The organism is Streptomyces sp. KL116D (assembly GCF_030766975.1).
In the GTDB taxonomy this organism is placed as follows: Bacteria; Actinomycetota; Actinomycetes; order Streptomycetales; family Streptomycetaceae; genus Streptomyces; species Streptomyces longispororuber_A.
Window position 1 is genome coordinate 139010 of sequence record NZ_JASERH010000057.1, and the last position, 17322, is coordinate 156331.

20 protein-coding genes are annotated in these 17322 nt (G+C 71.5%); 8 read left to right on the forward strand and 12 right to left on the reverse strand.

The window, feature by feature from the left end:
• Positions 1 to 44 precede the first annotated feature (44 nt).
• The 5 genes from RBJ77_RS22740 to RBJ77_RS22760 form a co-directional block, all read right to left on the reverse strand.
• Positions 45 to 242 carry a hypothetical protein gene (locus RBJ77_RS22740; RefSeq protein WP_372346705.1) on the reverse strand — a complete coding sequence of 66 codons (198 nt, stop codon included), beginning with the start codon at positions 240 to 242 and terminating at the stop codon, positions 45 to 47.
• Between the two features lie 126 nt (positions 243 to 368).
• Complete coding sequence (locus RBJ77_RS22745) at positions 369 to 797, reverse strand: organic hydroperoxide resistance protein (protein ID WP_372346706.1); 429 nt, start codon at positions 795 to 797, stop codon at positions 369 to 371.
• A 151-nt stretch (positions 798 to 948) separates the two neighbouring features.
• Positions 949 to 1728, reverse strand: coding sequence for an SDR family NAD(P)-dependent oxidoreductase (locus tag RBJ77_RS22750; RefSeq protein WP_372346707.1), 780 nt, complete (start codon positions 1726 to 1728; stop codon positions 949 to 951).
• A 16-nt stretch (positions 1729 to 1744) separates the two neighbouring features.
• Positions 1745 to 2134 carry an ankyrin repeat domain-containing protein gene (locus tag RBJ77_RS22755; RefSeq protein ID WP_372346708.1) on the reverse strand — a complete coding sequence of 130 codons (390 nt, stop codon included), beginning with the start codon at positions 2132 to 2134 and terminating at the stop codon, positions 1745 to 1747.
• A 10-nt stretch (positions 2135 to 2144) separates the two neighbouring features.
• Positions 2145 to 3620, reverse strand: a complete 1476-nt coding sequence (locus RBJ77_RS22760) for a catalase (RefSeq protein WP_372346709.1) — start codon at positions 3618 to 3620, stop codon at positions 2145 to 2147.
• A gap of 377 nt (positions 3621 to 3997) precedes the next feature.
• Here RBJ77_RS22760 and RBJ77_RS22765 point away from each other — a divergent pair, with 377 nt between their 5' ends.
• From RBJ77_RS22765 to RBJ77_RS22780, 4 genes are all read left to right on the forward strand, one after another.
• The gene (locus RBJ77_RS22765) at positions 3998 to 5071 is read left to right on the forward strand and encodes an alpha/beta fold hydrolase (RefSeq protein ID WP_372346710.1); all 1074 of its coding nucleotides are present in this window, start codon (positions 3998 to 4000) and stop codon (positions 5069 to 5071) included.
• Positions 5072 to 5140: 69 nt separating this feature from the next.
• Positions 5141 to 5896 (forward strand): creatininase family protein, encoded by a 756-nt coding sequence (locus RBJ77_RS22770; protein ID WP_372346711.1) that lies wholly within the window; start codon positions 5141 to 5143, stop codon positions 5894 to 5896.
• Positions 5897 to 6026: 130 nt separating this feature from the next.
• A complete protein-coding gene (locus RBJ77_RS22775; RefSeq protein WP_372346712.1) occupies positions 6027 to 6887 on the forward strand; it encodes an alpha/beta fold hydrolase in 861 nt (286 codons plus the stop codon).
• 107 nt (positions 6888 to 6994) lie between these two features.
• Positions 6995 to 7885, forward strand: a complete 891-nt coding sequence (locus RBJ77_RS22780) for a helix-turn-helix domain-containing protein (RefSeq protein ID WP_372346713.1) — start codon at positions 6995 to 6997, stop codon at positions 7883 to 7885.
• A gap of 143 nt (positions 7886 to 8028) precedes the next feature.
• Here the strand turns inward: RBJ77_RS22780 and RBJ77_RS22785 are convergent, their stop codons facing one another.
• Positions 8029 to 8415 (reverse strand): hypothetical protein, encoded by a 387-nt coding sequence (locus RBJ77_RS22785; RefSeq protein ID WP_372346714.1) that lies wholly within the window; start codon positions 8413 to 8415, stop codon positions 8029 to 8031.
• Between the two features lie 145 nt (positions 8416 to 8560).
• Here RBJ77_RS22785 and RBJ77_RS22790 point away from each other — a divergent pair, with 145 nt between their 5' ends.
• Positions 8561 to 9127, forward strand: coding sequence for a TetR/AcrR family transcriptional regulator (locus RBJ77_RS22790; protein ID WP_372346715.1), 567 nt, complete (start codon positions 8561 to 8563; stop codon positions 9125 to 9127).
• Positions 9128 to 9155: 28 nt separating this feature from the next.
• On the opposite strand, the gene RBJ77_RS22795 is transcribed toward RBJ77_RS22790, so the two are convergent.
• The 4 genes from RBJ77_RS22795 to RBJ77_RS22810 form a co-directional block, all read right to left on the reverse strand.
• Positions 9156 to 10052, reverse strand: coding sequence for a Bax inhibitor-1/YccA family protein (locus tag RBJ77_RS22795; protein ID WP_372346716.1), 897 nt, complete (start codon positions 10050 to 10052; stop codon positions 9156 to 9158).
• A gap of 111 nt (positions 10053 to 10163) precedes the next feature.
• Complete coding sequence (locus RBJ77_RS22800) at positions 10164 to 11579, reverse strand: FAD-binding oxidoreductase (protein ID WP_372346717.1); 1416 nt, start codon at positions 11577 to 11579, stop codon at positions 10164 to 10166.
• A gap of 101 nt (positions 11580 to 11680) precedes the next feature.
• Positions 11681 to 13177, reverse strand: coding sequence for an MDR family MFS transporter (locus RBJ77_RS22805; RefSeq protein ID WP_372346718.1), 1497 nt, complete (start codon positions 13175 to 13177; stop codon positions 11681 to 11683).
• A gap of 271 nt (positions 13178 to 13448) precedes the next feature.
• Positions 13449 to 14366 (reverse strand): TIGR03619 family F420-dependent LLM class oxidoreductase, encoded by a 918-nt coding sequence (locus RBJ77_RS22810; protein WP_372346719.1) that lies wholly within the window; start codon positions 14364 to 14366, stop codon positions 13449 to 13451.
• Positions 14367 to 14557: 191 nt separating this feature from the next.
• Between RBJ77_RS22810 and RBJ77_RS22815 the strand changes: the two genes are divergently transcribed.
• Positions 14558 to 15034: an SsgA family sporulation/cell division regulator gene (locus RBJ77_RS22815; RefSeq protein WP_372346720.1), complete on the forward strand. Its 477-nt coding sequence runs from the start codon at positions 14558 to 14560 to the stop codon at positions 15032 to 15034.
• A 99-nt stretch (positions 15035 to 15133) separates the two neighbouring features.
• Here the strand turns inward: RBJ77_RS22815 and RBJ77_RS22820 are convergent, their stop codons facing one another.
• The gene (locus tag RBJ77_RS22820; RefSeq protein ID WP_372346721.1) at positions 15134 to 15460 is read right to left on the reverse strand and encodes a WXG100 family type VII secretion target; all 327 of its coding nucleotides are present in this window, start codon (positions 15458 to 15460) and stop codon (positions 15134 to 15136) included.
• Between the two features lie 28 nt (positions 15461 to 15488).
• Complete coding sequence (locus tag RBJ77_RS22825; protein ID WP_372346722.1) at positions 15489 to 15821, reverse strand: WXG100 family type VII secretion target; 333 nt, start codon at positions 15819 to 15821, stop codon at positions 15489 to 15491.
• A 190-nt stretch (positions 15822 to 16011) separates the two neighbouring features.
• Between RBJ77_RS22825 and RBJ77_RS22830 the strand changes: the two genes are divergently transcribed.
• A complete protein-coding gene (locus tag RBJ77_RS22830; RefSeq protein ID WP_372346723.1) occupies positions 16012 to 16950 on the forward strand; it encodes a ricin-type beta-trefoil lectin domain protein in 939 nt (312 codons plus the stop codon).
• Positions 16950 to 17282, forward strand: a complete 333-nt coding sequence (locus tag RBJ77_RS22835) for a YbaB/EbfC family nucleoid-associated protein (RefSeq protein ID WP_372346724.1) — start codon at positions 16950 to 16952, stop codon at positions 17280 to 17282. The genes RBJ77_RS22830 and RBJ77_RS22835 overlap by 1 nt, the downstream gene beginning before the upstream one ends.
• Positions 17283 to 17322 lie beyond the last annotated feature (40 nt).

Consider the following 17322-nt stretch of genomic DNA (forward strand, 5'->3'; position numbering starts at 1 on the left):
CGGCCGGATGACGGTCGGCCGGATGCGGGTGAACTCGGCCGGGATCAGAGGAAGTTCGAGGCCGACGGGCCGTATCCGAACAGCACCGCGCTCTCCGCCCAGTTCCACATCTGGGCGGTCGTCGGCCAGGGGCGTTCCTCGGGCCGGGCCGCGTCCCGGGGCGACGGCCGGGTGGAGACGTCTATCGGAGCGGGGCGGCGGGACCTGACGGCCCGTACATGTGCGTGCGGGTGAGAAGCCATGTCCTGCCCTCGCTCTTCGGTCTGCGGAACGGGTGGTGCGGGAGAGGGTGCGGGGGAAAGGGGTGCGGGCCCCGTGCGGGGGGGGCGTGCAAGGGGGACGCACGGGGCCCGCGGTCAGGGGGTGGGTCAGGCGGCGGCGTCGGCGTTGATGGTGACCGGGATGTTGCCGCGCAGCGCCTTGGAGTACGGGCAGATCTGGTGGGCGGCCTCGGCGAGTTCCTGGGCCGTGGCCCGGTCGACACCCCCGAGGACGGGGTTGAGGACCGCGGAGAGCGAGAACTCGCCGTCGTCGCCGTGCGTGAGGGTGATCTCGGCGGTGATGGTGGTGCTGGTCAGCCGTATCTTGCGGGAGGTGGCCGCGCGCCGGAGGGCACCGAGGAAACAGGCGGCCCAGCCGGCCGCGAGGAGTTGCTCGGGGTTGGTCGCGGTGCCGGCGCCGCCGAGCTCCTTGGGGAGGGCGAGGCCCATCTCCAGCAGGCCGTCGGAGGAGCGGACGTGCCCGCCGTTGCGACCTTCTCCGTCGACGTCGACGACGGCGGTGTAGCTGACTGCCATGGCTGATGCTCCCCATTGGGTCGAAATGATGGTCTGGCACCCCCGGGACACCTATTGCGTCACTCGTTGGGGTAGTGATGAAAGCATGGCGACGTGTGCGTCACCTGTCAAGCTGGTTACTGCGGTTTCCGCGGTCCGTGCTCCGCGGAACTCAGTAGAAGATCGGCCCCTTCAGCCCGCCGCCGACGATGACCGGGTCACCGTTGACGGCCACGCTGAGCGGGCTTGCCAGGAAGGCGACGACCGCCGCGACCTCGTGGGGCTCCACGATCCTGCCGATGGAGACCGTCGCGGCCATCTGCTCCTCCAGCTCCGCCCGGCTGCGTCCCACGGCCTCGGCCCGGCGGCCGAGGATGTCGGTGAAGGTCTCCGTCCGGGTGGCTCCGGGATGGACGGCGACCACGTTGACGCCGCTCGGGCCGAGTTCGTCCGCCAGGTTCTTCGACAGCGAGGTCACCGCCGCGTTGCGGATCGAACCGACCACCGATCCGCTCTGGCGTGCGGCCAGTCCGCCGATGTTGACGACCCTGCCCCAGCCCCGCTCCGACATCGCCGGGGCGAACGCGCGGACGCATCGGAGATATCCGCGGACCTTCACGTTGATCTCGGATTCCAGATCGTCCTCGGAGATGAATCCGGGATTGGTGGCGGCGGCATTGTTCACCAGGATGTCCACACCGCCGAGCCGTTCCCGCACGGTTCCGGCCAGGTCCGTCACCGACGCGTCGTTCCCGGTGTCGGCCGCGACGCCGATGACGTCGGCGCCGGTCTCCGCGCGCAGGGCTGCCGCCCGCTCCTCGGCGCCGGAGGCGGATCTGGAGACGAGGGCGACGGCCGCCCCTTCCTGCGCGAGCGCCCGTCCGACGGCGAAGCCGATGCCTCGGCTGCCTCCGGTGACGACTGCTCGTAGACCCTTGAGTTGGAGATCCATGAAACCTTCCGAAGTTCTAGTCAGTGAGGAGGTGCGTGCGGCCGAACAGGGCCGCGGCGGCCCGCGCGGACGGTGTGCCGACGTCCAGGTCCGCCCCGGCGCGGCGCAGGACCGCCACCACGTCGTCGGCCCCCTTGAACAGGGCGCCTGCCAGGGGCGTCTGGTCGCGGGCGTTGCGCAGGTCCGGGTCGGCGCCGAGCCCGAGCAGGGCCCGTACGGTGCCGGTCCTGCCGTGGTAGGCGGCGAGCATCAGGAGGGTGTTGCCCGCCCGGTCGGCGGCGTCCACCGGCAGGCCGTGTGCCACGAACTCCACCAGTTCCTGTGTGTCCCCCGCCCTGGACAGGTCCAGGGCGATGGCCAGGACGCGCTCGGTCTGTTCGGACGTCAGGCCGTTGCCGCTGGTCATGTGTGGCTGCTCATGTGCGGCTGCTCAGGGGACCGGCCGCGAGCGCCTCGACGGCCTTGCGAACGCCGGCGCCGTAGGCGGGGTCGGCCTGGGCGCAGTGGGTGATGTGCCGCTCGACGGTCTGCCGGGACGCGCCCTGGATGGCGCGGGCCGTGTTCTCGAAGAGGACCTGCTGCTGTTCGGGGCTCATCAGCCGGAAGAGGTCGCCGGGCTGCTCGAAGTAGTTGTCGTCGTCCGCGCGGAAGTCGAACCGGTCGGCGACGGCGCCGACGGCCTGGGCCGGCTCGCGGTGGGCGGGCTGTTCCTGCCAGCGGCCGTAGGAGTTGGGCTCGATGCCCGGTGTGGCGCCCTGGTTCCCGTCGACGCGCATCGCCCCGTCGCGGTGGTAGGAGTTCACCGGGTTCGCGGCGGCGTTGACCGGGATCTGGTGGTGGTTCACGCCGAGGCGGTAGCGCTGGGCGTCGCCGTAGGAGAAGAGCCGGCCCTGCAGCATCCTGTCGGGCGAGAAGCCGATGCCCGGCACCACGTTGGCGGGGGTGAAGGCGGCCTGTTCGACGTCCGCGAAGTAGTTGTCGGGGTTGCGGTTCAGCTCCCACTCGCCGACCTCGATCAGCGGGTAGTCCTTCTTCGACCAGACCTTGGTGAGGTCGAAGGGGTGGAAGCGGTAGTGCTCCGCGTCGGCCTCCGGCATGACCTGGATGAACAGCTTCCACTTCGGGAAGTCGCCCTGCTCGATCGCCTCGAAGAGGTCGCGCTGGTGCGATTCGCGGTCCGTGCCGATCAGGGCTTCCGCCTCGGCGTCGGTGAGGTTCTCGATGCCCTGCTGGGTACGGTGGTGGAACTTCACCCAGAACCGCTCGCCCGCGGCGTTGACCAGGCTGTAGGTGTGCGAGCCGAAGCCGTGCATGTGCCGGTACGAGGCGGGGATGCCGCGGTCCGACATGACGATCGTGACCTGGTGCAGGGCCTCGGGAAGGCTGGTCCAGAAGTCCCAGTTGTTCTCCGCGTCACGCAGGTTGGTGCGCGGGTCGCGCTTCACCGCGTGGTTGAGGTCGGGGAACTTCAGCGGGTCACGGAAGAAGAACACCGGGGTGTTGTTCCCGACCAGATCCCAATTTCCCTCGTCCGTATAGAACTTGAGGGCGAAACCGCGGATGTCCCGCTCGGCGTCGGCCGCTCCGCGCTCACCGGCGACGGTCGAGAACCGGGCGAACAGGCCGGTCTCCTTCCCCACCTCGGAGAAGATCTTCGCGCTCGTGTACCGCGTGATGTCGTGCGTCACCGTGAACGTGCCGAACGCGCCCGACCCCTTGGCGTGCATCCGGCGCTCCGGAATGACCTCGCGGTCGAAGTGGGCGAGCTTCTCCAGGAACCACACGTCCTGCAGGAGCATCGGACCGCGCGCGCCCGCGGTCAGGGAGTTCTGGTTGTCGGGGACCGGTGCACCGGCCGCCGTCGTCAACGGCTTCTGGTTGTCCTGGGGCATGGCTCGCTCCTCGGTGGGTGTCCTCGCCTGTGTTCACGGCGCGGTGGTCCCGGCCGGCGACGTGTGCCAGGACCTGGGGAACACCTTCGCAGTCACGCGGACCACCCACATCAGTCCAATGACTGTCATGTCTCCGGCTCACACCCACGGGGAAATGGGGGCCGTAGGTGAGCGATCGGCCACACGCACACGTATCGTTCAGTCACATGGCTCAGCGCACGCTTGCGTGTTCGAGACACCCACGAACCGTCAGATGACTGATGTACCCGGATTCGTCACGGGTCAGAGTATGTGCCGCAGGCTCCGTCCCGGCCCCGTTCCCGGAGGACGTGAGGACGGCGGCCCGCCGCTCACCGCAGACACACGAGAGGGTTGACATGATCGACAGGCGCACCTTCGGCAAGGCCGTCGGCCTCGGCACCGGCGCGGCAGCGGTCTCGCTGGCCGGACTGCACGGCAGCGCGTCCGCCGCGACCCCGTCGCACGGACCGGCCGCTTCCGTCGCTCCCACCGTGCCCACCATCACCCCCGGCACCCACACCGGCTTCAAGAAGATCAAGCAGGTCAAGGCAGGCGTCCTGGACATCGGTTACGCCGAGCTCGGCCCCGCCCACGGCCCGGTCGTCCTGCTGCTGCACGGCTGGCCGTACGACATCCACAGCTTCGTCGACGTCGCCCCGCTCCTCGCCGACCAGGGCTACCGCGTCCTGGTTCCCTACCTGCGCGGCCACGGCAGCACCCGCTTCCTGTCGCACCGCACCCCGCGCACGGCCGAGCAGTCCGCCATCGCGCTCGACATCATCGCGTTCATGGACGCCCTGAAGATCCCGAAGGCGACCCTCGCCGGCTTCGACTGGGGCTCGCGCACCGCGGACATCATCGCCGCCCTGTGGCCCGAGCGGGTCAGGTCGATGGTCTCCACCAGCGGTTACCTGATCACGGACGTCCAGGCGCAGATGAATCCCCTCCCGCCGGCCGCCGAGCACAACTGGTGGTACCAGTGGTACTTCGCCTCCGAGCGCGGCAAGAAGGCCATGGAGGACGAGACGAAGCGCATCGACCTGTGCCGCTACGTGTGGACGCTGGTCTCCCCGAACTGGGACTTCTCCGACGAGGTCTTCAACCGCACCGCCGAGGCCTTCAAGAACCCCGACTACGCGGCCATCGTGCTCTTCAACTACCGCTGGCGCATCGGCCTCATCAAGGGCGAGCCCCGCTACGACCGCTACGAGAAGCAGCTCGCGGCGCCGCAGCCCGCCATCCGCGTGCCCACGGTCACCCTCGACGCCGCGCTCGACCCCTTCACCGCCGCGCCCGGCGACGGTTCCGGTTACCGCCAGCACTTCACCGGCCCGTACCTGCACCGCCTGATCACGAACATCGGGCACAACCTGCCGCAGGAGGCGCCCACCGCCTTCGCCCAGGCCGTGGTCGACGCCGACCACCTCTGAGGCCGACCGCACCCCCCCACCGGCCCGGTGCCGCGCACCGTGCCGAACCCGTCCAGGAGGAGCCCCCCGATGAGCGAAGTCCAGTGGAACCGTCTGACCGCCGCCGAGCTGTGCGCCCTGGCGGCCCGGGACGCGGTGGTGGTGATCCCCATCGGGGCCACCGAGCAGCACGGGCCCCATCTGCCCACCGGTGTCGACGACTTCCTCGCCGCCGAGGTGTGCCACCGGGCCGCGGTGCTGGCCGCCGAGCAGACGGGTGTGGTGGTCACGCCCTCCATCGCGACGGGTCTGTCGGAGCACCACATGGCGTTCGGCGGCACCCTCACGCTCAGCCTGCCGACGCTGCACGCGCTGCTCCGGGACATCTGCCGGTCCGTGATCCGGGTGGGCTTCTCCCGCATCCTGATCGTCAACGGACACGGCGGGAACATGACCGCCCTCAACGCCCTCACGACCGAGCTGACCGCGGAGCTGGCGACGCCGATCGCGTTCGCCAGCTACTTCGGCGCCGGGCGGCAGGTGGTGCGGGACACCCTGGAGACCCAGGACGGTCTGATGCACGCGTGCGAGGGCGAGACGTCGATGATGATGGCGGCCCATCCCGGCCTGATCCGCGGCGAGCACCTGGCCGAGGCGCACGGGCCTCGGATCACCCTGCCGGCCGAGTCCTCCGACCCGGTGTACCTGGCCGTGCCCTTCGACCGGATCACGAAGTCCGGGGTCGCGGGCGACGCCCGGGTGGCGAGCGCGGAGAAGGGCGAGCGGATGCTCGCCGGCTGCGCGGCGGCGCTGGCGGACATCATCGTGCGCGACCCCTGGGCGTAGCACCACGACCAAAACGTCACCATCTTGACAGGTGACGCATTACATTGACATGCTGAATAACCAGTTGGAACGGTGGCGCGACGATGGACCGGGACGCCACACGTACCGCATTGTCCGAAAGGGATTTGTCATGGTGAGCATCAAGGGTGGCCGCAAGCGGCTGACCACCGGCGCGGTGGCGGCGGCCACGGCGGGGCTCGCGCTCGGCGCGTTCGCCCTGAGCGGCACCGCGAGCGGCGCCCCGGGCGCCGCCAAGGCCGCCGACGACGACCGGCACCCCAAGCCGACCGTCGTCCTGGAGCACGGCGCCTTCGCCGACGGCTCCAGCTGGAACGGCGTCGTCGCCGATCTGCGCAAGCGCGGCTACCCGGTCGTCGCCGCCGCCAACCCGCTGCGCGGCCCGGCCTCCGACGCGGCCGCCCTGCGCACGGTCCTCGACCACGTCAAGGGCCCGAAGATCCTCGTCGGCCACTCCTACGGCGGCAACGTCATCAGCGAGGCCGCGACGGGCGATCCCGACGTCAAGGCCCTGGTCTACGTCGCCGCGTTCCTGCCCGCGCCCGGCGAGAGCGCCCTGGAACTCACCAACAAGTACCCGGGCTCCACGCTCCCCGACGCCCTCGACCCGGTCACCTACCAGCAGACCGACGGCTCCACGGCCACCGACCTCTACATCCAACAGGACAAGTTCCGCCACCAGTTCGCCGCGGACGTGTCCGCGAAGCAGGCCGCCCTCATGGCCGCCGCGCAGCGGCCCGTCGCCCAGGCCGCCCTGGAGGAGAAGGCGACCACGGCGGCCTGGAAGGCCAAGCCGAGCTGGGCCGTCGTCACCACGCAGGACCTCAACATCCCCGTCGCCGTGCAGCGCTTCATGGCGGAGCGCGCCCACGCGCACACCACCGAGGTCGCCGCGTCCCACTCGGTGGCGGTGTCCCACCCCCGCCTGGTCGCCGACGTGATCGAGCGCGCCGCCCACGCCACCGTCCGCTGACCTGCCCGGAGGGCGGCGGGACCGACGGTCCCGCCGCCCTCGGGACAGCGCCGCGGACCCCACCCGGCACACGTCACGCGTGTGCGGAACACGGAAGAACCGACGCGATGAAGCCATCCTCCGACGCCCGTACGCTCGGAACGTTCCTCAAGGCCCGCCGGGCGGCGCTCGACCCGCGCGACTGCGGCCTGCCGACGACGCCCGACCGCCGGGTCACCGGGCTGCGCCGTGAGGAGGTCGCGCTGCTCGCCGCGATCAGCGTGGACTACTACACCCGGCTCGAACAGGGCCGGGTCCGCGCCTCCGCCGCCGTGCTCGACACCCTCTCCCGCGCCCTGCGCCTGGACGAGGACCAGCAGAGCTATCTGTACGAGGTGGCCGGCCGGACGGACTCCCGGCCACGACACCGCGCGCGGCGCCCCGCCCAGCAGGTGCGGCCCGCCATGCTCCGGCTGCTGACGCAGCTCACCGAGACGCCCGCGCTCGTCCTCGGCCGGCGCCTGGACGTCCTCGCCTGGAACCGCTCCGCCGTCGCGCTGTACACCGACTTCGCCGCGATCCCGGCGGACCGCCGCAACTACCTGCGGCTGCTGTTCACCGACCCCGCGATCCGCGCCCTGCACCGGGAGTGGGCGCACGACGCCCGCGACGCGGTCGCCGCGGTGCGCATGGAGGCCGGGGCCGACCCGGACGATCCCGAACTGGCCCGGCTGGTCGGCGATCTGACCCTCAAGGACGCCGACTTCAGCACCTGGTGGGCCGAGCACCGCGTCAACAGCGCGACGTACGGCACCAAGCACTACCGGCATCCCCTGGTCGGCGACCTCACCCTGGACTGCGACACCTGGTCGGGAGCCGACGACTCCGGCCAGCGCCTGATGGTGCTGACCGCGGAGCCCGGCAGCCCCTCCCACGACGCCCTGCGCATCCTCACCGCCTGGACCGCGGACCAGGCGGCGGACCCGGAACCGACGGGCACCGGCACCCGCACCTTGTGACGCTCCGGTCGGCGAACTCCCTTACGCCGCAAGCCCGATGCCCGTGAACGACCGGCCCCTTTCGCAGGGGCCGGTCGTTCACATGTGTGCGGGCCGAGCGGACCCACAGAAGAAACATGCGCCGAGGTGATCAGAGTCCGTGATCAGCGACCGTCCGCGTCCTGGGACCCGTCGCGCGCCACCCTCGCCAGCAGACGCGCGGCGTCGGCCTCCGCGACAGCCGCGTCAGGCACGGGGCGGTCGGTCACCTCGAGCAGCAGGGCCAACAGCCGGGCGAGCCGCCCCTCGTTGACGTAGGTCAGGGCGACGCTGCCGTCGCTCAGGGTGTCGCGCACGCGGACCGGGGTGAGGTGTCCGTCGCCGGCGCAGGCCAGCAGCAGGCGGGCCGTGAGCGTCCGCTCCAGCGGCCCCGGGGTCCACCCGCCCCGGTCGAGGTCGACGGCCAGGGCGGCGGTCAGCGCGGTGAGCCGCTCCACGGCCTCCGGGTACTGGTCCGTGACGGCGTGGGGAGCGGTGGTCTCATGGGACATGGGAATCGACGGCCTTCTGCTCGGGCTGCTGCTGAACGGTGTAGGTTTCAACTCAAAATACATGTCTCGCAGGCATGTTTGCACACACGTGTGAGTGTGGCCCTGGTCGGTACCGGCGGGGCCGTCGTGGAGAACCGGAGCAGCGATGAGAGCGGACGCACGATCCAACCGGCTGCGCATCCTCGAAGCGGCCGCCGAGGCGCTCGCCGCTGAGGGCGACGCCTCGTTGAAGTCGATCGCGCGCCGGGCCGGGGTCGGCCAGGGGACGCTCTACCGTCACTTCCCCACCCGTGAGTCCCTGGTGTTCCAGGTGTACGGGGACGAGGTGGAGGAGCTGGCCGGGGCCGTGCCCGCGCTCTTGAGGAGCCTCGGTCCGGCGGCGGCGCTGGGTGCCTGGCTGGAGCGCCTGCTCCGCCTGGGCAGACGCGCGCCGGAGATCGCGGACGCGATACGGGCGACCACCGGCGCGACCGCACCGACGTGCCGGGAGGTCTGTCCGGCGCTGCTCGACGCCCTCGCGGCGCTGGTGACGGCCAACGAGCGGGCGGGCACCATCCAGCCCGGCACGACGCCCGACGACGTACTCCTGCTGCTCGGTCCGCTGTGGCGGGTGGGCGCGGACGAGGACGAACACGCCCGCGCGGGGCGCCTCTTCGACGTCCTCCTGCGCGGACTGTGCCCGGCACGCGATTCACCGGCCACCCCCGCGTGAGCGCGGGCGGCCGGTGTACGGCGAACGGTCAGTAGAGCTCGTCGCCCGGGTAGAGGGTGAACAGCCGGACGGTCTCCACGTACAGCCAGCTCAGGGTCAGGGTGAGCCCGAACGCGGCCGTCCAGGACAGCTCGTGGGGCGCGCCGCAGGTGATGCCGTCCTCGACCTGCCTGAGGTGCAGGGCCAGGAAGGACACCGCGAGGACGACACCGACGACGCCCGTGAAGACGCCGAGGCCCACCGGCCGCAGGCCCAGGCCCTCCGTGCCCAGGAGGGGAATCAGGACCAGGTCGGCGAGGGCCAGGAGACAGAGGCCGAGCAGTCCGGCGCCGACGAGCGGGCCAAGACGGCGGCCGGCCCGCACCCAGTGGAGCGCGCGGGCCATGAGCACCCCGGCGCCGGCGGCCATCGTCCCCAGCACCGGCTGCACGAGGACGCCCGGTGACAGATGGCGGGAGACGGTGGCCGAGAGCACCGCGAGGAACACGCCCTGGACCGCGGCGAACGCCAGGGTCGAGTAGGGCGACCGCGGGTCCCTGCGGCGCTGGCGCACCACGAGTGCCGCGGCGGCGAGTCCGGCCCCGGCGGCCGTGCCGTAGGCCGCGGCCGTGCCGATCGGGACGTACCCGAGCAGCGTCCAGGAGAGCACGGCCGCGACGGTGCTCGTGGCGAGCCCCGCGGCGGCCCGGGCGACCACGCCGTCCATCGTCATCAGGTCGGCCACGGGGAAGGGCAGCGGCACCGGATCGTGCGCGCCGAACGCCTCTGGGCCGGCGGTGGCCCGGCCCGGTGCGACGGCTATCCCCGTCCGTGGCTCCTTGGCCGCCGTCCGCGCCGTCTTCGGCCCGCCGTGCCGCCTGAACTGGGGCCGGCAGAGTACGGGGTTGCTGCTGGTCAGGGAACGCTGCTGCTCGACCGGTGTCACGCCGGATCCTCTTCTCCGTGTCGAAGGTGTGAGCCGCTCCCAGGCTGACCGGCCGGACAAACCACGCGCATCAGTCACTTGACGGTCGGGCCCGGATTGCGCACAGCCGGCTCAGGCGGGCGTGATGTTGTGGTTGAAGCGGAAGACGTTGGCCGGATCGTGGCGCCGCTTCACCGCGGCGAGCCGCTCGTACCGCTGCTTTCCGTAGACCGCGCGGACGCCCTCGGTGTCGGTCGCCTCGTCCGGCGACAGGAAGTTGACCATGCTCCGGCCGGCCGCCCAGGGGGCCAACCCGTCCACGACGTGCGCCAGTTCGGCCCGGAACCGGTCGGCGTGCTCGGGTGCGCCGACCGCGAAGCCGAAGACGACGTACGGAAGTCCCCTGCTGGACACTGCGTTGGGGAACGCGGGTTCCCGGTCGAGCGCGCCGCCCAGGGCCCGTATCTCGACGCTCGCCAGCGTGCACCCGGACTCGGCGCCCGTCAGCTCCACGAACGTCCGCGCCGTCTTCTCGGAGAACTCCTCCAGGCAGAGGCTGCGGTCGGCGTACGGCATCGGGTCCACCGGGTCGTTGTGGATCTCTCCGATCGCGGTGAAGGGCTTCTCGCCCACCTGGTCGAGCAGCGCGGGTGCGGCCGACCGCAGCGGAGCGATCAGCCGCGCGCCGTCGGCCGCCGTGCCGAGGTAGCCGATCCGCAGGTGGACGACGAAGGCGCCGCGCAGCGGCTCGGGCAGCACGGGGAGGTCGGGCAGCCGCTGGACGGCGACGGAGGAGGTCATCTCCTCGCCGGCCGTCGGCAGCCAGGCACGCCAGGCGTCCAGCACCTGCTCCAGGTGCTCGCCCGCGTAGTAGATGCCGCCGCCGTAGAAGCGCTCGACGGGGAAGACGTCGAACTCGATCTCGGTGACGACGCCGAAGTTGCCCTTGCCGCCCAACAGCGCCCAGTACAGGTCCGGTTCGTCCTGCGGGGTCACCCGGCGCGACACACCGTCCGCGGTGACCAGGTTCAGCCGTCGGACGTGGTCGGCGGCGTAGCCGTGCGTGCGGCCCAGCAGCGGGCTCTGGCCGCCGCCCAGCGTGTACCCGACGACGCCGACGTCCGGCGCCGAGCCCACCACCGGGGCGAGGCCGGACTCGGCCGCGCGGGGCAGCACGTCGGTCCAGCGCACCCCCGCCTCGACCCGTACGGTGCGGGCCTGCGCGTCGACGTGGATGCCCCGCATCCGCCGCAGCGTGATCAGCAGCCCGTCCTCGGCCGCGGAGACCATCTGGTGGGCGGCGGACTTCACGGCGACCGGCAGTCCGTGCCGCGCGGCGAACCGGACCGCCGCCACCACGTCCTGCTCACCGGTCGCGCCGACCACGAGCTTCGGCCGGAGGCCGCAGAGCAGGTTGTACGTGGCGCATTCCGCCGCGTACTCCGGGTCCGTCGGCTCCAGGACGGGTCCCGCCACCGCGTGCCGCAGTGCCGTCACGTCCTCGGCCCGGAGGTCTCCGCCGGTACCGGCGGACACGTATGCGCTCATCCTCGTCACTCCTCTGTTGCACATGTCGATTCCTGACATATCTGCAACGTGTCGAACGTGGTCCGCCGTTCACACCTGTCGGCATGTGATCCGTCCGGGTGTCAGGCGCCGGCGGCCGGGACGGCTTCCTCGGTCGCGGTGGAGGTGGAGTCGGCGGTGCCGCTCAGCTCGTCGTCGGCCTTGTGGGACGGCCGGAGGAAGAGGGCCAGGACGACGCCGACGGCGAGGGTGGGGGCGATCCAGAGGTATCCGGTCGCCGTGGCGTGGGCGAAGGCGTCCAGTGCGGTGTCGCGCAGGGCCGCGGGCAGGTGGCCGATGGTGTCGGGGCGGGCGGCGTCGAAGCCGCCGGCGGTGGGCAGGGCGTGGGCGCGGTCGGCGAAGCCGGTGTTGAGCAGGGTGCCGAAGACGGCGACGCCGAAGGCCGCGCCGATGGAGCGGGAGAAGGTGACCACGGCGCTGGCGGCGCCCAGGTCGGCGGCGGGCACGCTGTTCTGGACGGTGGTCAGCACGACCATGGGGACCATGCCGATGCCGACGCCGGTGATCAGGAAGTAGCCGCTCAGCGCCCAGGTGTCGGTGGCCGCGCCGATGGTGCCCAGCAGGAGCAGTCCGGCGAGGTTGGCGGCCAGGCCGGCGAGCAGGATCGTCCGCAGCCGCTCGACGTGCGCGGCCCAGCGTCCGGCCAGGGACTGGCTGATGACCAGGCCGGCGACGAGCGGGAGCATGTGGATGCCGGACAGGGTGGCCGAGACGCCGTGGACGATCTGCAGGTAGGTCGGCAGGTAGACGAGGACGGCGAACATCGCGGCGTTGGCGAAGAACCCGATCAGCGAGGAGAAGACCACGGTCCGCGAGCCGAGCATGGCCGGCGGCAGGACCGGGGCGGCGGCGCGCCGCTCGACCGGGAGCAGCAGGGCTGCCAGCGCGAGGGTGGCGACGATCAGGCCGACGATGGCGGGCGAACCCCAGCCCCAGCGCTCGCCGAAGGAGGTGATCAGGACGAGACCGGTGGCGATCGCGGCCAGGAGGGTGGCGCCGAGGTAGTCGATGCGGGCCTTGGCGCCGCGGGTGGCGGCGGGCAGCGCGCGGGCGGCGACGGCCAGGGCGACGATGCCCACGGGCAGGTTGATCAGGAAGGCCCACCGCCAGGACAGCTGGTCGGTGAAGACGCCGCCCAGCAGGGGGCCGACGATGCTGGCGACGCCGTAGACCGAACCGAACATGCCCTGGTAGCGGCCGCGTTCGCCCGGGGCGACGATGTCGCCGACGAGGGCGAAGGTGAGCACGATCATGCCGCCGCCGCCCACGCCCTGGAGCACCCGGGCGCCGATCAGTTCGGGCAGGTTCTGCGCCAGGCCGCAGGCGACCGAGGCGATCAGGAAGATCGAGGTGGCCGTCAGGTAGAGCCGCTTGCGGCCGAACATGTCGCCGAGCTTGCCCCACAGAGGTGTGACCGCGGTGGAGGCGAGCAGGTATGCGGCGCTGACCCAGGCGATGTCGTCGAACCCGTTCAGGTCCTGCGCTATCCGGGGCAGTGCGGTGGAGACGATCGTCTGGTCCAGGGCGGCCAGGAGGACCGCGAGGATCAGTGCGCTCATGGCTGCGGCCACCCCACCTGCGGCGGGTGCCGCGGACCGCTGTGACTTCGACATCAGGACTTCCCTTTCCGGAAGCAGTGCCTTGTGACCCATTGATCTGGCACTAACTCTGTTATCTGTCTCATCACTGTAGCACTTGCTGGATTGGATCTCTTCCGGAGAGGCGTCCATGGAGCGCCCGGACCCATCGACACACATACGCACGGACGCCCCCGGGCACCTGTGACAGGTGTCCGGGGGCGTCGGTGGATGTGAGTGGGGGCGCGGCGCGTCAGCCGCGTCGGACCCCCTCGATGAAGCGGCCCGCGAGATCGATCCGCTCGGCCAGGGTGGCGGGGGTCTGCCCGAAGTCCACGAACAGCTCGTGCACCCCCGCCTCGGCACAGGCCCGCGCGTAGTCGACGTACTGGCCGAGGGTGCCCGCCCGCGGCATCCGGTCGGCGTCGGTCTTCGTGTCGGTCAGCTCCGGGTTGACGCGCAGCGCCATGCGCAGCGCGGCCGGATCGCGCTCCGCCGCCACGGCCTCCTTGCGGATGACGTCCCACAGGCCCATCAGCTGGGGCAGCGGCATCGCCACGGGCAGCCAGCCGTCCAGCCTGCGCCCGATCCGGCGCAGGCCGGCGGGGGTGAACGCGGCGAGCAGCACGGGCGGCCCCGACGGCCGGCCCGGCACGAGCCCCACCACGGTCTCCGGGACGGAGAACAACGGCCCCTCGTGCGCGAACACGTCGCCGGCCCAGTACCCGTCCAGGACGTCCAGCGTCTCGTCCAGCCGTGCGCCGCGGCCCTTCCAGGGCACCGAGACCGCGGCGTACTCGTCCGGCATCCAGCCCAGGCCGAGGCCCACCACCAGCCGCCCCCGGCTGAGCAGGTCCAGGGTGGTCAGTGAGCGGGCCAGCATCAGCGGCGGCAGCCACAGCCCGTTCAGGGTGCTGGTGCCCAGCTCGACCCAGGTGGTGTGGGACGCGGCGAACGTCAGGGCGACCAGCGGGTCCATGTGGTTCTCGTACGAGCGCGGCATCACGCCGTCGGCACTCGGGTACGGCGCTGTCGGGGTACGCGGCGCCAGGACGCGGTCGCCCGTCCACAGCGAGTCGTATCCCAGGTCCTCGGCGGAACGGCTGACGCTCAGGATGCCTTCCGGGTGGGCGTCGGGGCCGAAGGTCGGCAGGGCCAGGCCAAGTCGCACAGGTGTCTCCTCGGTTCGGTGAAGGCTCGTGGGGTGCGCAAAAGGGGACAGGGGTCCGTTTGCCGGACATCGTCGCGGGCGTCCGGCGGCGAACTCGGTGCAGAGCGACGGTCAACTTACTTATGTACGCGGATCCCGCGCGGACGAGAGTGGACCGGGTCAGCTTCCGCCCACAGAAGGGTCCTCGCGTCATGAGCGGCAACCATCCCGGTGTCCAGGCTCCCAGGACGGTGCCGCGCGACAGCGGCCCCGAGCTGGTTCTGGACATCGAGCGGGTGCTGGGCGTCTCGGCCCGGCAGACCATCAGGGCGGAGTTCCGGTTCGATCCCGCCTCTTCCCTGCTCGTCCACGTGGAGCTGCTCGTCGAGGGCGGCCCCCGCGTCCTGTGGCGGATCGGCCGCGATCTGCTGCGGCAGGGGTTGTACTCGGAGAGCGGTCTCGGCGACGTCCGGATCTGGCCGGCGCCCTCGGCCGGCGAGGCGACGACCGCCCGGCTGCAGTTGGCCTCCGGCGACATGGCGGCCCTGTTCGAGCTGCCCGTGCCGCCGCTGGCGCAGTGGCTGGAGCACACCTACGAGCTGGTTCCCGCCGGTCAGGAGCTCTCCGCGATCGACTGGGACCGCGCCACGGCGGACCTGCTCCAGGACCCCGCGGCGCAGTCCGACTGATCACCGGGTCGGACTGGTCACCAGGCCGAACTGGTCACGGGGTCGTGCCGGTCACGGGGTCGTGCCGGTCACGGGGCCGGACCGGTCACCGGGGCCGGCTCAGTTGGCGGAGGTCCACGTCTTGAGGTTCGCCGCTTCCGCGTCCGCGTAGTTGGTCCAGTTGACGTGCATCATCGCGGCGATCGTGCCGAGCACGCCGCCCTGCGACTCGTCGCCGTACAACGCGACGGCGGCCTGGTCCCAGTGGTGCATGTGGAGCTGGTACTCGTCCGCCGACTGCGCGGCCCAGGTCTGGATCAGCGGCTGCAGTTTCGTGCGCAGGTTCTCCAGTTCCTCGTCGAGGAGCCGCACCGTCTCGTTGATGACGTGTCCGGCGTCCTGGAGGTTGCCGTGCACGCGCAGCGACGCCGATTCGAAGTCAGGCATGTCTGTTCTCCCGCTCGTTGCGCACCCGCTACCACCGGGGCGGCGGGAGCTGGATCCTGGAGACGTTGTGCGACGCGGCCGTCTCCGCGTCGACGTAGTTGCCGTGCGTACCGCTCAGGCCTTCGGAGATCGCGGTGAGCGCCTGGTGGAGCTTGGCCGCGTTCGCGTCGTAGTCGGCCATCAGCGCCCCGAACTGGGTCGCCGCGGGGCCCCGCCAGAAGTCCTCCATGCTCACCACGTACTTCCTGAGCGCGTCCAGCCGCTCGGCGACGGACTGCGCCGTGGTGGCACAGGAGCTGGCCGCGTCGGTGAGATCCGACGGCAGCAGCTCGTAGACAACCCCGTCTCTGGTTACCGACACAGTGGGACACCTTCCGTCGAGGTGTGCCGATCAGCACACCTGGAGTGTTGCACGGCACCGTCCGCCGGCAAAGATACCTGACGTGTGCACCCGGTGAGGTGAAGTCAGGTATCCGAGTGCGGCTAGGATTGCACACACGTGTTTCAACATGTGAGTGCCGTCGGATGTGTCCGTCGTGAAAGGAATCGGCATGGGGGATCCAGAGTCCAAGAAGGTACGCGGGCCCGGGCTGCCCGGTTTCGCGGGCAGTTTCGCCGCGAGCGCCCGCCGGGTGGGGGAACGTGACCGGCCCCATGTGTTCTCGCGGCTGTTCGTCGTGGTGGGCGTGGTCGTGCTCGTCGCGGCGGGCGCGGTCGGCATCGGCATGATGTCCACGATGGGCGACGGATCCGCCGACCGGACCGCCGCCGATCGTGCGGCAGCGTCGGCGCACGCCGGCACCCAGGCCCCCGGGACACAGGGCGACGCCGTCCACCCGGGGACGAGCGGGTCGCCGAAGGCGGGGCACGGGTCGAAGTCGGTGACGTCCGGCGGCGGTACGGCTCCGCTCCCGGCGGAGGGCGCCGCGCCGCAGGGCGGGTCCGGCCACCACGCGCCCGCCGCCGGCACGGGCGGCTCCGGTGCGGGTTCAGGCTCCGGTGCGGGCGGCAGCGGCACGGGCGGCAGCGTTTCCGGATCGGGGCAGGGCGGGGACGCACCGGCCACGACGGCCCGTCCGAAGGCCAAGGCGCAGGCCCAGCCGGGGGTGTCCGGCCGGATCGTGAGCTTCGCGTCGAGCCGGTGCATCGACGTCCTGGACGGCGGCAGCGGCGACGGGACCCCGCTGCAGATCTGGGACTGCTCCAACGACAGCTGGCAGAAGTGGACGTTCTACTCCGACGGCACGGTCCGGTCGCTGGGCAAGTGCATGCAGCTCGCCGGGGGTTCGACGGCCAACGGCACCCCCATCGTGCTGGCCACGTGCACGGGGAGCTCGGCGCAGAAGTTCTCCCTGAACAAGTCCGACGACCTCGTGAACACCCCCGTGGGCAAGTGCGTGGACGTCCGCGACAAGAAGACCGCCGACGGCACCCGTCTCCAGCTGTACAGCTGCGCGGGCACCCCGAACCAGAAGTGGGGCATGGGCTGATGGCCGCCGCCGGTGAACACGCACCCGACGAGCACGGGCAGCCCGACCTCGACGCGCTCCTGGAGCAGGCCCGGCAACTGACGCAGGGTTTCCTCGCCGCTCAACAGGTGCCTGGTGAGCAGGAGTTCATCGGTGTCGCCGGTGGCGGCCTGGTCACTGCGACGGTGAGCGCGACGGGCCGTCTGGAGCATCTGGAGATCTCCCCTGTGGCCGCCGACCCCGACCACACCGAGGCCCTCGCGGACAGCGTCCTGACCGCGGTGCGCCACGCGCACGGGGCGGCGGCCGCCGCCCTGCAGGCCCGGTTCGCCGGGCTGACGGAACACCTGTGAGGGACGGCTCCGGCCCACGGCCGAGCCCACGGTCCGCAAC

Bases quoted from the DNA above. Each gene is read 5' to 3' on its own strand.
- RBJ77_RS22740 (WP_372346705.1), bottom strand. From the start codon at position 242: ATGGCTTCTCACCCGCACGCACATGTACGGGCCGTCAGGTCCCGCCGC.
- RBJ77_RS22745 (WP_372346706.1), bottom strand. From the start codon at position 797: ATGGCAGTCAGCTACACCGCCGTCGTCGACGTCGACGGAGAAGGTCGC.
- RBJ77_RS22750 (WP_372346707.1), bottom strand. From the start codon at position 1,728: ATGGATCTCCAACTCAAGGGTCTACGAGCAGTCGTCACCGGAGGCAGC.
- RBJ77_RS22755 (WP_372346708.1), bottom strand. From the start codon at position 2,134: ATGACCAGCGGCAACGGCCTGACGTCCGAACAGACCGAGCGCGTCCTG.
- RBJ77_RS22760 (WP_372346709.1), bottom strand. From the start codon at position 3,620: ATGCCCCAGGACAACCAGAAGCCGTTGACGACGGCGGCCGGTGCACCG.
- RBJ77_RS22765 (WP_372346710.1), top strand. From the start codon at position 3,998: ATGATCGACAGGCGCACCTTCGGCAAGGCCGTCGGCCTCGGCACCGGC.
- RBJ77_RS22770 (WP_372346711.1), top strand. From the start codon at position 5,141: ATGAGCGAAGTCCAGTGGAACCGTCTGACCGCCGCCGAGCTGTGCGCC.
- RBJ77_RS22775 (WP_372346712.1), top strand. From the start codon at position 6,027: ATGGTGAGCATCAAGGGTGGCCGCAAGCGGCTGACCACCGGCGCGGTG.
- RBJ77_RS22780 (WP_372346713.1), top strand. From the start codon at position 6,995: ATGAAGCCATCCTCCGACGCCCGTACGCTCGGAACGTTCCTCAAGGCC.
- RBJ77_RS22785 (WP_372346714.1), bottom strand. From the start codon at position 8,415: ATGTCCCATGAGACCACCGCTCCCCACGCCGTCACGGACCAGTACCCG.
- RBJ77_RS22790 (WP_372346715.1), top strand. From the start codon at position 8,561: ATGAGAGCGGACGCACGATCCAACCGGCTGCGCATCCTCGAAGCGGCC.
- RBJ77_RS22800 (WP_372346717.1), bottom strand. From the start codon at position 11,579: ATGAGCGCATACGTGTCCGCCGGTACCGGCGGAGACCTCCGGGCCGAG.
- RBJ77_RS22805 (WP_372346718.1), bottom strand. From the start codon at position 13,177: ATGAGCGCACTGATCCTCGCGGTCCTCCTGGCCGCCCTGGACCAGACG.
- RBJ77_RS22815 (WP_372346720.1), top strand. From the start codon at position 14,558: ATGAGCGGCAACCATCCCGGTGTCCAGGCTCCCAGGACGGTGCCGCGC.
- RBJ77_RS22820 (WP_372346721.1), bottom strand. From the start codon at position 15,460: ATGCCTGACTTCGAATCGGCGTCGCTGCGCGTGCACGGCAACCTCCAG.
- RBJ77_RS22830 (WP_372346723.1), top strand. From the start codon at position 16,012: ATGGGGGATCCAGAGTCCAAGAAGGTACGCGGGCCCGGGCTGCCCGGT.
- RBJ77_RS22835 (WP_372346724.1), top strand. From the start codon at position 16,950: ATGGCCGCCGCCGGTGAACACGCACCCGACGAGCACGGGCAGCCCGAC.